Raw genomic sequence first — 12,095 nt, forward strand, 5'->3', positions numbered from 1 at the left:
AAGGGTCATTCGGGCTCGTCGGCCTCGACCATCAGGCGTCCGCCACTGGCCCCTACGATCTGGACCCGATCGCCGACATCGGCGTCCGGCCCGGTTGCGATCCATTCGCTGTCGCCGACCCGCACCCGGCCCTCGCCATGCACGATCGGCGCGGTGACGATCACCTTGCGCCCGATCAGGCGCGCGGTGCGCTCGTTGAGCAAAGGGTCGTCCGAGATCATCAGCGTCCTCGCGATGAAATAGCGACCGACGAGGACCGACGCGACCGAGGAGAAAGCGAACAGGCCGAGCTCGACCGGAAGGCCAGGATCGACGGTCAATGCGACGACGGCAGTGATGAGGGCCGCAATCCCGAACCAGATCAGATAGACGCCGGGCACGACGAATTCGGCGATGATCAGCACCATTCCCGCGATCAGCCAGGCCCAGTTGGTGGTCATGGAGCGATCACCGCGCGCGTGGGTCCAGCGCCGAACCCGATCGCGGTGCGCTCGGCGGGTTGGCGCCGTCGCCGAGCGCGTCCTTGACCAGTGTACCGATGCCGCCGAGCGTGCCGATCAGCTGGGTCGCCTCGACCGGGAACAGGATCGTCTTGGCGTTCGGCGAGGTCGCGAACTGGCTGACCGCCTCGACATATTTCTGCGCGACGAAATAGTTGATCGCCTGCGATCCGCCATTGGCAATCGCGTCGCTCACCACCAGCGTCGCCTTGGCTTCCGCCTCGGCCGAGCGTTCACGTGCCTCGGCATCGCGGAACGCGGCTTCGCGACGACCCTCCGCTTCGAGGATCTGGCTCTGCTTCTGGCCCTCGGCGCGCAGGATTTCGGATGCGCGCGCACCCTCGGCCTCGAGGATGACTGCGCGTTTCTCGCGTTCTGCCTTCATCTGGCGGCCCATCGCGTTGACGATATCGGCCGGCGGCCGGATGTCCTTGACCTCGACGCGGGTGATTTTCACGCCCCACGCTTCGGTCGCCTGGTCGACCACCACCAGCAGCCGGGCATTGATCTCGTCGCGCTTCGACAATGTTTCGTCGAGATCCATCGACCCCATCACGGTGCGCAGATTGGTGGTCGTCAGCTGCATGATCGCGACGTAGATTTCGGAGACTTCATAGGCGGCCTTGGCCGCGTCGAGCACCTGGAAGAACACCACGCCATCGACCGATACCATCGCATTGTCGCGGGTGATGATCTCCTGTCCGGGTATGTCGAGCACCTGCTCCATCATGTTGATCTTGCGGCCGACGCGATCGATGAAGGGGAGGATGAAGGTGAAACCGGGGCGCGCAACGATGGTGAAGCGGCCGAAGCGCTCGATCGTATATTGGTAGCCCTGACGGACTACGGTCACGCCCGAAACGACAACGAAGATCGCCAGCAGCACGAGCGCTGCGAAGAAATATAATATCATCGAACGTCTCTCCCGGATCTTCATGGCGATAATGCGCGCGCCCCCCGGGACTTCCAACCGGAATCGGTGATCGAATCCTGCGCCGAGTTGAGCGACAGGCGCTTTCCCCCGGGCGCCAAGCGGCGCTAAGAGGCGCGCAGCGGCCGGCGCCGCCAGGACAATGCCGATATGACCGACGCCGCCCATCACCATGCTCATCACGGCCACGATCATGATCACGGTCATCACCATGGTCACGATCATGGACACGGCCATCACGATCACACCGCGGGTGCCAGCGAACGCGCGCTGAAGATCGCTTTGTGCCTGAGCGGGCTTGTGCTCGTGGTCGAGCTGATCGGCGCCTTCACCTTCAACAGTCTGGCGCTGCTGTCCGATGCGGCGCACATGATGACCGATGTCGCTGCGCTGGCGATCGCGCTGATGGCAGTGCGGATCGGCACCAAGGCGGCCGACGACCGGCGGACGTTCGGTTACAAGCGGCTCGAGATATTGGCCGCGGCGTTCAATGCGCTGCTACTCTTCGCCGCCGCCATCTACGTCACGGTCGAGGCGGTCGGGCGGCTGCGCCATCCCGAGCCCGTCGCGGCGTTCGGCATGCTCGGCGTCGCCGCGATCGGGCTGGTCGTGAATCTGGTCGCCATGCGCGTGCTGATGGGCGGGCGCGGCGAGAGCATGGCGGTCAAGGGTGCCTACCTCGAAGTCTGGGCCGATGCGATCGGATCGGTCGGCGTCATCATCGCCGCGATCCTCATCCGCGTGACCGGCCAGCTGTGGATCGATCCGCTGGTGGCGGTCGCGATCTCGCTATGGATCGTGCCGCGCACCTGGTCTTTGCTCAGCGATACCGTCAACGTGCTGCTCGAGGGCGTTCCCAAAGGCCTCGATCTCGCTGAAATACGTCGCGCGATCGGCGCGGCCGAGGGGGTGTGCGACGTGCACGATCTCCATGTCTGGTCGATGTCGACCAAGGACATCAATGGATCGGTCCATATCGCCATTCTCGAAGAGACCGATGGCGAGCAGGTCCGGATCGCGGTGGCGCAGCTGCTGGAGGAGCGCTTCGGGATCGGGCATGCCACGATTCAGGTGGAGCGCGAGGCTTGCGTCGCGGGGGCAGGGGTACACGCCTAGTTTTTGCCGTCATCCCCGCCTTCGCGGGATTACGGTCAATTTGCCCAGTCCTTGAGGGCCGTCCTCAATCGATCCAGCCCCGCTTTCTTGATCTGGCAAACCCGCGCGCCGCCGACGCCCAGCACCTCGCCAATCTCCTCGAGGTTCAATTCGTCGACGAAGTAGAGCTGGAGCACCATCGCCTCACGCTCGGGCAAAGCGGCGATGTGGGATGCCAGCGTCTCGGCCAGTTGCTCGCGCTCGATCGAGACGTCCACCCGATCCGCGATATCGGCAAACCACATCGACTGATCCGAATAGGCCTCGTCGAGCAATTCCTCCCGCGCCGGCGTCGACGAATCGACCATCGCGCGAAACTCGGCAGGGTCCATTCCGATGGCGGCGGCCAGTTCGCTCTCGCCGGGCGAGCGGCCATGCGTGCGTTCGAACTTCACAGCCGCTTCGTTAAGCGCGCGGCGCCGCGCCATCGCCGATCGGTGGAGCGTGGCGTGGCGCCGGAGATGATCGATCATATGGCCGCGGATGCGCATCGATGCATAAGTCGCGAAAGCGTGGCCGCGATCTTCATAGCCATTGGCTGCTTCGATCAGGGCGATCATGCCGATCTGGGTCAGATCCTCAACCTCGATCGCCGACGCGACATGGCCATGGACATGCCAGGCGATCCTGCGGACCAGCCCCATATGCGTGCGGACAAGCGTCTCGGCAGCGGTACGATGCTCTGCCTTGCGGCAAACATCCTCGTCGTTCGGGTCGATGGCCGAATACGGGGCCTCGAATGTCACAGCACGATCTCCCGGCTACGCTGGGCACCCGCCGATCGACGGGGTCAGCGCATGGGAATGTCAGACCTTTGTAAAAGAGTGGTTTAACCAGACGCGGTCTGGAGATCGAACGCGATCATGGCGCGGGCGATCGCGCGCGGATCGATCCGGTAAGCGCCGGTCGCGATCCGGGTGCGAAAAGCAGCCACCTTATCCCGATCGACCGGACCGCGCTGGACGCTGTCGACACTACGAATATCCTGCATTCCGTCTGCCTGCGATGTTGCCACTTTGTCGGTAACGGCACGCAGGCGAGACTATTAAATTTTTAATAACGAGATCTTTATGGGCAGTTAAGATATTGGAATAGAAAGAAACCTTCGTCCGCTGCCGCGAGGCCGGAACGAAAATCGGCCGGTTCGGCTCACGCGGACGGCGTCGCCACCCGCCCCGATCGCTCCAATTTTCCCCAGCCGACCCATGGTCCCCGGATTGCGGCGGAAACCGCGCGGACCACCACCGAATACATGATCTGGCGGTAGACGAAGCGTTGCGCCAGCAGCAGGAACAACGGGAAGCGCTTTTCGCGCGGTTCCAGCCGATAGGCGATCCAGCCGCACAGCGCGTCGATCGCGGTGAAGGCGACCCAATAAACTCCCATGCGCAGCACATCGCTCTGCGTCTGCGCCCAACCATGCTGCTGGATGCGCAGCCCGGTCGCGACGATGCTGACCGCCAGCGCCAGATCGATCAGCGGCGAGATCAGGGCAAAGCCGATCTGGAACAGCCAAGCCTGCGGAATGCCGACGAGGGCAAGCCCCGCCGGGCGGCGTTCGCGCAGGATACGACGATGCTTCCACAGGCACTGGAGCGTGCCGAACGCCCAGCGATAGCGCTGCTTGGCAAGCGATCCAAAACTTTCCGGCGCCTCGGTCCAGGCGACCGCATCGATATCATATTCGACCAGCCAGCCTTTGCGCTGGATCGCGATCGTGAGATCCTGATCCTCGGCGAGCGTGTCGTGCGGATAGCCGCCGACGCTGTCCAGCGCCTCGCGCCGCCACGCGCCGACCGCGCCCGGCACAACCGTAATCGCGTCGAACCCGCTCAATGCGCGCCGCTCCAGATTCTGCGCGGTCACATATTCCACCGCCTGCCAGCGGGTGACGATGTTGATGCGATTGCCGACCTTGGCGTTGCCCGCGACCGCGCCGATCGCCGGATCGGCGAACCAGCGCGACAGGCGGGCGATCGTGGTCGGCTCGAACTGGGTGTCGGCATCGAGCGCGACGATCACGGCGCCCGAGGCGAGTTCCAGTCCCCGATTGAGCGCACGGGCCTTGCCGCCGTTCTCCAGCGTCAGCAGCCGCACGCGCGGATCATCGGCATAAGCCGCCGTCACGATGGCGCTGGTATCGTCCTTCGATCCATCGTCGATAACAATGACCTCGATCTGGACATCGGTGCTTTCGAGCACGCGGCGCACCGACTGCTCGATCACGCGCCCCTCGTTGTAGGCCGGGATCAGGACCGAGACGAAGCGCGTCGGATCGACCGGTGGCGGCACCGGCAGGTTGCGCTTCATGTTCGATCGCAGTGCCAGGATGGCGAGCAGCACCGCGCGTGCGGTGCCGACGAAGATCGCGGTGAAGAACAGGAATTTGAGCGTCTGGTTGAGCCCCGCCAGGATCAGGAAGACCGCCACGTCGAAGCGCACCGCAACCAGATCTGATCCGCTGATCGTCGGATTGACGGTTTGCGGGGTCAGGTTCGCCAGCGTCGATACCGGCACGAACGTGTAGCCGAGCGCGCGCAGGCGATCGATGATGATCGGCAGTGCCTGGATCGTCTCCTCGCGATCGCCACCCGAATCGTGGAGCAGGATGATGTTGCCCGATTTGACGTCGTCGCCATCCTCGACCGCGGTGATCGTGTTATCGATGATCGCCTGCACGCCGGGGCGCTGCCAATCTTCCGAATCGACGTGAAGGCCGATGTTGAGATAGCCGGCCTTCTGCGCCTCGAGCACCGGACGGAGTTCGTCGTCGGTGGTCGGCTCGGCGTCGCCGAAATAGGGGATGCGCGCCATCCGCATCGCCCGGCCGGTATAGGCCTCGATCAGCCGCTGGGTGGTGTTGAGTTCGATCTGCGCACCGCGCGGCGATACCAGCGCCATGTTCGGGTGGGTGTAACTGTGATTTCCGATCTCCGACCCCTGCTTCAGGATGTCGTTGAGGATCATCGGGTGGGCGAGCGCATTCTCGCCGATCACGAAGAAGGTCGCGGGCGCATTCTTCTGGCGAAGGATGTCGAGAATGCGCGGGGTCCATTTGGGATCGGGGCCATCGTCGAAGGTCAGCGCGACCATATGCGGTTTGTACCCGGTCCGACGGACCAGATAGGGCGTCGGATATTGGTTGTAATGCTCGTCGCGGATCAGCCCGGGCGCGTCGATCGTGACGGTGCGATTGCCGTCGGTCGGCACGCTTTCGATCCGCACGATCTCACCATTGCCCTGCACGTCCACATTGCCGATCGAGCGGAGCGGCCCGAAGGCTGGTGGGCGGTTGCCGGTACGGATGGCGGCGAAATCCTGCCACGTGCCCGGATCCTCGCCGCCGAGCCGCCACAAGGCGACGCCGAACGCGCCCGACGCCTTGATCACGCGCAGCTGGTTCCACGCGCTCGCCGCATCGAGCATCCAGACATGGCGCAGCGTACCGTCATCGTCGTGATAATCGAAATGGGCGTTGCCGCTGGCCGGATCGAATGTGGTGACCGAATTGTTGTCGTGCGCGATCAGCCAGGCGTCTTCGTTGCTGAGTTCGTCGGCATCGCCGCTGCCATCGGGCCAATCGTAGGCATAATTGCCGATCGCGACGATCGCCTTGTCGCGGCCGACTGCGGCGATGCTCTGCTTGACGCGCTGGACGAACCAGGGCTGCGACGCGATCGGGCCGGCGTCTCCGCCGATCGAATGCTCGTCATAGGTCATCAGGAACAATTTGTCGGCGACCTTGGCATAGGCCTTGAGGTTCCACGAATCGTCCTCGACAGGCACCGCCAGGGTGACCAGCTGATCGGTGAAGCGCTTGTTCGCCTGGGCGATGAAGCTGCGATAGTCGGCCTGTGCGGAGGGCGGCAGTTCCTCGAAATCGAACACCACGCCGGCCGCGCGCTCGTTTGCCATCATGCTGGCGACCTGATCGAGCAGATGCGAGCGCGCCTTGGGATCGTGAAGCAGCTTGGCCGTATTGGGGCCGTCCCAATTCCCGTCGGCGATGTTCTGGACGACCGGCAGGATCAGGGGGTGATGCTGGCTGGTCGCCAATACCGCGCGCAGCCCCTTGTCGGGCTTGTAGGTGAATATGTTCTGGGGGCCGACCACGGTCGAAATCACCGGCGCGACCCAATCGAGCTGATCGATGTGGCGCGACAGGCTGGCGCGGCTGCTCTCGGTCCAGGGCACGTAGAAGCCGACTGTGACCTGGCGCCCCGCGACCGGGGCTGCGCCCTTCTTCGGGCCGGGCAGCCAGGCGGCGACCTTGGTGACGCGCCGGTCGACGACACGGCGGATATGCGCAACCTGGGCATTCAGCGAGCGCGGCTGCTGGCGTTCGATGCCGAGTTTGAGCGGATCGGGCGCGGGGACGTTGAGGATGGTCGCCCCGAATCCGATCGCCGCGAGCACGATCAGAACGATCAGGCCAAGCAATATCCGCTTCGACCAGCGCCCGCGCCGTCCGCTCGCATCATAGAAAACAGGCGCTTCGTTCACGCTCTCATCTCACCCCAGCCCACCAGGCGAGACGCCGTGGGTCGGCGGCGCTTAGCACAGGCTGAACGGCGTCAGCTACGCGTAGTGAGCCAGTTTGGCTCCAATCGTTCCTTGCGCGGGACATGATTGGCGACGCGTGAGAGCCGCGCCGTATCCAGAATGCGGATGGCGCCGGACGATCGCGCGATCAGGCCTTGCTCGACCAGAGCGCGCATCGTGCGATTGACATGGACCGCGGTGAGGCCGGTGGCATCGCCGATCTCCTCCTGGGTCATCGGCACCGGGATTCGATCGCCGGCGGCGGGATCGGCCATCTTCGCGCGATTGGCGATCCAGAGCAGCAAGGCCGCGACCCGCCCCTTGGCGGAGCTGCGGCCGAGCGACGTCAGGCGATCGGTCAGCAGCACGCGATCGACCTGCAGCATCGCGAACAGCAAGGCCGCCAGCCGCGGCTGTTCGGCGAAGAGACGGCCCAGGCGGGCCTTGTCGATCAGCTGGACCTCGCAATCGGTCAACGCCACGATCGCATCGGGCGCCTCGGCAAAGGCGAGACTGTCGCCGCCCAGCAGATCGCCGCGCAGATGGAAGCGGATGATCTGGCGACGTCCATCCTCCAGCAGCATCGAACAGAACAGCCACCCGCGCCGGACAACGAACATCTCGCCCGAACTGGCACGTTCGGCCCTTATGATCGTGCCTTTCCGGTAACTCCTCTCGCCGGCAAGAAGACCGTCGAGCGCCGTATGTTCGTCAGCAGTCAAAACACAAAAACGACCGAGATGCTCGGCCAGGCAATTTTCCGCCATTCGTACAAATTTCCCCAACCCGGACGGGGGTCTAGCGCGGTCGGCGGGTGTCCGGCTTTAACACTGGTCAAGCTGCCGTGGCTTGCGCGCCACGCTTGCGCGGCCCCGTGCAACGGATAAAGCGTGAGCATGGACAGGATCATCATTCGCGGCGGCAAACGGCTCGAGGGACGGGTGCCGATATCGGGTGCCAAGAATGCGGCGCTGACGCTTTTGCCGTGCGCCATTCTCACCGATCAGCCGCTGACCCTGTCCAACCTGCCGAGGCTGGCCGATGTCGATGGCTTCGGCCATCTGATGAACGGGCTCGGCATTTCAACCAGCATCGCCGGCGCCAAGCGCAAGGGGGTCGTCGGCCGTGCGATGACGTTGAAGGCTGAGACCATCGTCTCGACCACCGCGCCCTACGATATGGTGCGCAAGATGCGCGCGTCGATCCTGGTGCTCGGGCCGTTGCTGGCGCGCGAGGGCGAGGCGACGGTCTCGCTGCCGGGCGGCTGCGCCATCGGGAACCGGCCGATCGATCTCCACCTCAAGGCGCTCGAGGCATTGGGTGCCGATATCGAGATGACCGCCGGTTACGTTCGTGCGACCGCGCCCGGCGGCCGGCTGAGCGGCGGGCGGATCGTCTTCCCGATCGTGTCGGTCGGCGCCACCGAGAATGCGCTGATGGCGGCCGCGCTCGCCAGGGGCGAAAGCGTGATCGAGAATGCGGCGCGCGAGCCCGAAATCGCCGATCTATGCCGCTGCCTTGTCGCGATGGGGGCCGAAATCGAGGGGATCGGCACCGAACGGCTGATCGTCCAGGGCAAGGACAGCCTCCACGGCGCCGACTATCGCGTCATGCCCGATCGGATCGAGGCGGGCAGCTATGCCTGCGCGGCCGGCATCACCGGCGGCGATCTGCTGCTCGAAGGTGCGAACGCCGACGATATGGGTGCGATCCTGTCGGGCCTGAGCGAGGCCGGGTTGCAGGTGACCCACGAGGCCGGCGGTATCCGCGTGAAGGCCGATGGCCCGCTGCGCCCGCTGTCGCTCTCGACCGCGCCTTACCCGGGATTCCCGACCGATATGCAGGCGCAGTTCATGGCGATGCTGGCGCTGGCGAACGGCACCAGCGTGCTGACCGAGACGATCTTCGAAAATCGCTACATGCACGTGCCCGAGCTGGCGCGCATGGGCGCCGACATCCAGGTCCATGGCCGCACGGCGATCGTCAAGGGCGTCGAAAAGCTCACCGGCGCACCGGTGATGGCGACCGATCTGCGCGCCTCGATGAGCCTGATCCTCGCCGGCCTCGCCGCCGAGGGCACGACCGAGGTGCTGCGCGTCTATCACCTCGATCGCGGTTACGAGCGGCTCGAGGAGAAGCTTTCTGCGGTCGGAGCGGACATCGAGCGCGACGGGGAAGGGTAATTACGCCGTCATTCCCGCGCAGGCGGGAAGCCGTAATCTCCGGCGGTCGAGACTATGGATCCCCGCCTGTGCGGGGATGACGCCCGCAGCTTACCGGTCGATCGACCCCGAAAACGTGTCGCATTGCGCGGGATCGCCGCTGTCGATCCCGCGCTTCAGCCACCCCATGCGCTCGGCCGAGGTGCCATGGGTGAAGCTGTCGGGCACGGGCGTGCGTCCGGCCGAGCGCTGGAGCGTGTCGTCGCCGATCGCCTTGGCCGCGCGCAGCCCTTCCTCAACGTCGCCCGGATCGAGCCGGTCGCGATTGTTGGCCGCCCACACGCCGGCATAGCAATCCGCCTGCAATTCCATCCGGACCTGGAGCGCATTGGCGTGCGCTTCGTCGCCCGCCTGCTGCTCCTGCCGCACCTTGGCGGCGGTGCCGGTCAGATATTGAACGTGATGGCCCACTTCATGCGCGATCACATAGGCCTGCGCGAAATCGCCGCTCGCCTTGAAACGGTTCTGCAATTCGCTGAAGAATTCGGTGTCGAGATAGACGCGCTGGTCGGTCGGGCAGTAGAACGGACCCATCGCCGATTGCGCCGCACCACAGCCCGACTGGCCACGTCCGCTATAGAAGATCAGGCTGGGCGGCGTGTAACGCGCATTCTGCGCCGCGAACAATTTGGTCCAGGTATCCTCGGTCGAGGCGAGCACCTTGCACGAGAAGGTCGAGGCCGCATCGACATTGCAGGCATGTTTGGCGCCCGATTGGCCGACCTGAGTCTGCTGCTGGGGGGACAGTGCCTGCTGGCTGCCGCCGCCGAACGGGTTGAACCCGAAGATCATCATGCCGATGACGAGCAGGACGATCCCACCGATGCCGAAGCGGCTGCCGACCAGGGCGAAGAGCATGCCGATCCCGCCGCCCCCGCCGAAGCCGCCACCACCCCCGAAGCTCTGCCCGCGCTGGTCGCCGACATTGTCGCTTTCCCGATAATCGTCGAGACGCATGCGAACTCCTTCTCTTCAGGCGCGGCATATAGGCGCAACTTCCAGAATGCGTAGCGCCCCGAAACGGTTGCAGCGCCTGGCTGGACAGCGGTGTGTTATTATAGTAACACGCTAAATATGATCGGGTGTGGATCGATTTACATCCTGGCGGGGCAGGCGCTGTGGAGCCTGTGGCTGATCACGTGGGTTGCGGCGGCTTTGTGGGCGCGCCGCACCGTGTCCGCAGCGCCCGGATCGACCTTTCGCCGGCAATTGCTGATCGCCACCGCCGGCTTCATCTGTCTCTTCGTCGAATCGCGCTTTCGCTGGCATGTCCTGTGGACGGTCAGCGGCATTTTCGGCTGGCTGCTGGTGGCCTTGGTCGTGCTCGGCTTCGGCTTCGCGTGGTGGGCGCGGATCCATCTCGGTCCGCTCTGGTCGGGCGGCATCGTCCGGCGTGAGGGGCATCGCATCGTCGATACCGGGCCCTACGCTCTGGTGCGGCATCCCATTTATACCGGGCTCATGACCAGTGCGTTCGCTTTCGCCGTCATAAAGGCGACGCCGCTGGCCTTGCTCGGAGCTTGCCTGATCACGCTCGGTTTCGCGCTCAAGGCGAGGATCGAGGAGCGTTTCCTCGCGGCCGAACTCGGCGAAGCGGATTATGCCGCCTACCGCGCGCGGGTGCCGATGCTGGTGCCGTTCGCGACTGCGGGCGGCTGATTTTCAAGGCGGCATTTTGCGACTAGGGGTCGTGCGTGACAAACATGCACACTTGGCTCCGATCGCGCCCTGCGCTGCTGCTGGGAGCGCTGGCGCTCTGCTTTTCGTGCGGCGCGGCGCCGAAGGACTGGCATCGGCTGATCACCGATCATGATCGCACCCGGCTGCACAATTGGCGGACCGAATGGACCGCGGCTCTGACCCATGCGCGCAACGGCGGCGCAAGTGCGAAGATCGCCGCCGAGGGCGCGTTGCTCGATCCCGATTCGGCGATCGACGGTGCACCGCCGCCGGATGGTCTCTATCGGTGCCGCGTGGTCAAAATCGGTGCACAGGGTGCCGGCGGGCTGGAATTCGTCGATTATCCGGGGTTCCAGTGCCGCATCGCCAATGGCCGCTTCGCCAAGCTCGACGGGTCGCAGCGGCCGCGCGGGCACCTCTATCCCTATGAGGGCGGCCGACTGCTGTTTCTCGGCTCGATGGCGCTGGGGGACGAGATGCGGACCTTGCCTTACGGACGCGATCCCGATCGCGACATGGTCGGCATCATCGAACGGATCGGCCCGCAGCGCTGGCGGCTGGCGCTGCCCAGCCCGCGTTGGGAATCGATGTTCGACGTGATCGATCTGGTTCCGGCGCAATAAGCCGGCCGCCCTCCAGAAGGACTTCAGCCCAATAAAGCCGCCAGACCACGCCCGAGTTGCGACTGGATGTAAGGCTTCACCAGCAGCGGCACAGTCTCGAATCCCGCAATTCGACGCCCATCGAATCCGGTCGTGAGCAGGAACGGTTTGCCTGCTGCGGCAAGGGCCTCGGCGATCGGCGCGCTCGATCGGCCATCGAGATCGATATCGAGCAAAGCGACGTCGAAATCGCGCCGGGCGCAGGCTTGGAGCCCTTCTTCGACCGAGCTGGCGACCTCGGTGACGATGCCGCCCAGCACCTCGATCATGTCGGTCGCAGCGAAGGCGACGAATGGCTGGTCCTCGACGATCAGGACACGTGTGCCTGCAGGCAGCGACGCCCCTGTCTGGCCAAAACGCTCGTCCATACCCGATCCCGTCTCACATGCGCACCAACCGTCAT

12 protein-coding genes are annotated in these 12,095 nt (G+C 64.8%); 4 read left to right on the forward strand and 8 right to left on the reverse strand.

The genetic code is table 11. The features are described from left to right. Window positions 1–5: 5 nt before the first annotated feature. Both AB4Z44_RS00300 and AB4Z44_RS00305 read right to left on the reverse strand, forming a co-directional pair. Window positions 6–440 (reverse strand): NfeD family protein, encoded by a 435-nt coding sequence (locus AB4Z44_RS00300; protein WP_404712099.1) that lies wholly within the window; start codon window positions 438–440, stop codon window positions 6–8. Between the two features lie 7 nt (window positions 441–447). Then, window positions 448–1,413 (reverse strand): SPFH domain-containing protein, encoded by a 966-nt coding sequence (locus AB4Z44_RS00305; RefSeq protein ID WP_404712100.1) that lies wholly within the window; start codon window positions 1,411–1,413, stop codon window positions 448–450. Window positions 1,414–1,581: 168 nt separating this feature from the next. Between AB4Z44_RS00305 and AB4Z44_RS00310 the strand changes: the two genes are divergently transcribed. After that, the gene (locus tag AB4Z44_RS00310) at window positions 1,582–2,547 is read left to right on the forward strand and encodes a cation diffusion facilitator family transporter (protein WP_404712101.1); all 966 of its coding nucleotides are present in this window, start codon (window positions 1,582–1,584) and stop codon (window positions 2,545–2,547) included. A 35-nt stretch (window positions 2,548–2,582) separates the two neighbouring features. Here AB4Z44_RS00310 and AB4Z44_RS00315 read toward each other — a convergent pair whose 3' ends face one another. From AB4Z44_RS00315 to AB4Z44_RS00330, 4 genes are all read right to left on the reverse strand, one after another. After that, on the reverse strand, window positions 2,583–3,230 hold the full coding sequence (locus AB4Z44_RS00315; RefSeq protein ID WP_404714317.1) for a FliA/WhiG family RNA polymerase sigma factor: 648 nt from the start codon (window positions 3,228–3,230) through the stop codon (window positions 2,583–2,585). A 185-nt stretch (window positions 3,231–3,415) separates the two neighbouring features. Next, entirely contained in the window at window positions 3,416–3,577 is a 162-nt protein-coding gene (locus AB4Z44_RS00320; protein WP_404712102.1) for a flagellar biosynthesis anti-sigma factor FlgM, read from the reverse strand. A 158-nt stretch (window positions 3,578–3,735) separates the two neighbouring features. Beyond that, window positions 3,736–7,089 (reverse strand): glycosyltransferase, encoded by a 3,354-nt coding sequence (locus tag AB4Z44_RS00325; RefSeq protein WP_404712103.1) that lies wholly within the window; start codon window positions 7,087–7,089, stop codon window positions 3,736–3,738. A gap of 71 nt (window positions 7,090–7,160) precedes the next feature. Further along, window positions 7,161–7,850: a Crp/Fnr family transcriptional regulator gene (locus AB4Z44_RS00330; RefSeq protein WP_404712104.1), complete on the reverse strand. Its 690-nt coding sequence runs from the start codon at window positions 7,848–7,850 to the stop codon at window positions 7,161–7,163. 174 nt (window positions 7,851–8,024) lie between these two features. Between AB4Z44_RS00330 and murA the strand changes: the two genes are divergently transcribed. Beyond that, window positions 8,025–9,311 carry a UDP-N-acetylglucosamine 1-carboxyvinyltransferase gene (gene murA / locus AB4Z44_RS00335; protein ID WP_404712105.1) on the forward strand — a complete coding sequence of 429 codons (1,287 nt, stop codon included), beginning with the start codon at window positions 8,025–8,027 and terminating at the stop codon, window positions 9,309–9,311. A 90-nt stretch (window positions 9,312–9,401) separates the two neighbouring features. On the opposite strand, the gene AB4Z44_RS00340 is transcribed toward murA, so the two are convergent. After that, window positions 9,402–10,307 carry a neutral zinc metallopeptidase gene (locus AB4Z44_RS00340; protein ID WP_404712106.1) on the reverse strand — a complete coding sequence of 302 codons (906 nt, stop codon included), beginning with the start codon at window positions 10,305–10,307 and terminating at the stop codon, window positions 9,402–9,404. A gap of 117 nt (window positions 10,308–10,424) precedes the next feature. On the opposite strand from AB4Z44_RS00340, the gene AB4Z44_RS00345 reads away from it, so the two are divergent. Both AB4Z44_RS00345 and AB4Z44_RS00350 read left to right on the forward strand, forming a co-directional pair. Beyond that, window positions 10,425–11,009: a methyltransferase family protein gene (locus AB4Z44_RS00345; protein WP_404712107.1), complete on the forward strand. Its 585-nt coding sequence runs from the start codon at window positions 10,425–10,427 to the stop codon at window positions 11,007–11,009. Window positions 11,010–11,053: 44 nt separating this feature from the next. Then, on the forward strand, window positions 11,054–11,653 hold the full coding sequence (locus AB4Z44_RS00350; protein WP_404714318.1) for a DUF4893 domain-containing protein: 600 nt from the start codon (window positions 11,054–11,056) through the stop codon (window positions 11,651–11,653). A gap of 23 nt (window positions 11,654–11,676) precedes the next feature. Here the strand turns inward: AB4Z44_RS00350 and AB4Z44_RS00355 are convergent, their stop codons facing one another. Next, complete coding sequence (locus tag AB4Z44_RS00355) at window positions 11,677–12,060, reverse strand: response regulator (RefSeq protein ID WP_404712108.1); 384 nt, start codon at window positions 12,058–12,060, stop codon at window positions 11,677–11,679. Window positions 12,061–12,095: the final 35 nt, after the last annotated feature.

Origin of the sequence: Sphingomonas sp. MMS24-J13 (genome assembly GCF_044905095.1) — a bacterium.
In the GTDB taxonomy this organism is placed as follows: Bacteria; Pseudomonadota; Alphaproteobacteria; order Sphingomonadales; family Sphingomonadaceae; genus Sphingomonas_I.

Excerpts from the sequence above, each read along its gene's own strand:
- AB4Z44_RS00320 (WP_404712102.1), bottom strand. The coding sequence starts at position 3,577 with ATGCAGGATATTCGTAGTGTCGACAGCGTCCAGCGCGGTCCGGTCGAT.
- murA (WP_404712105.1), top strand. The coding sequence starts at position 8,025 with ATGGACAGGATCATCATTCGCGGCGGCAAACGGCTCGAGGGACGGGTG.
- AB4Z44_RS00310 (WP_404712101.1), top strand. The coding sequence starts at position 1,582 with ATGACCGACGCCGCCCATCACCATGCTCATCACGGCCACGATCATGAT.
- AB4Z44_RS00315 (WP_404714317.1), bottom strand. The coding sequence starts at position 3,230 with ATGGGGCTGGTCCGCAGGATCGCCTGGCATGTCCATGGCCATGTCGCG.
- AB4Z44_RS00340 (WP_404712106.1), bottom strand. The coding sequence starts at position 10,307 with ATGCGTCTCGACGATTATCGGGAAAGCGACAATGTCGGCGACCAGCGC.
- AB4Z44_RS00355 (WP_404712108.1), bottom strand. The coding sequence starts at position 12,060 with ATGGACGAGCGTTTTGGCCAGACAGGGGCGTCGCTGCCTGCAGGCACA.
- AB4Z44_RS00345 (WP_404712107.1), top strand. The coding sequence starts at position 10,425 with ATGATCGGGTGTGGATCGATTTACATCCTGGCGGGGCAGGCGCTGTGG.
- AB4Z44_RS00300 (WP_404712099.1), bottom strand. The coding sequence starts at position 440 with ATGACCACCAACTGGGCCTGGCTGATCGCGGGAATGGTGCTGATCATC.
- AB4Z44_RS00305 (WP_404712100.1), bottom strand. The coding sequence starts at position 1,413 with ATGATATTATATTTCTTCGCAGCGCTCGTGCTGCTGGCGATCTTCGTT.
- AB4Z44_RS00350 (WP_404714318.1), top strand. The coding sequence starts at position 11,054 with ATGCACACTTGGCTCCGATCGCGCCCTGCGCTGCTGCTGGGAGCGCTG.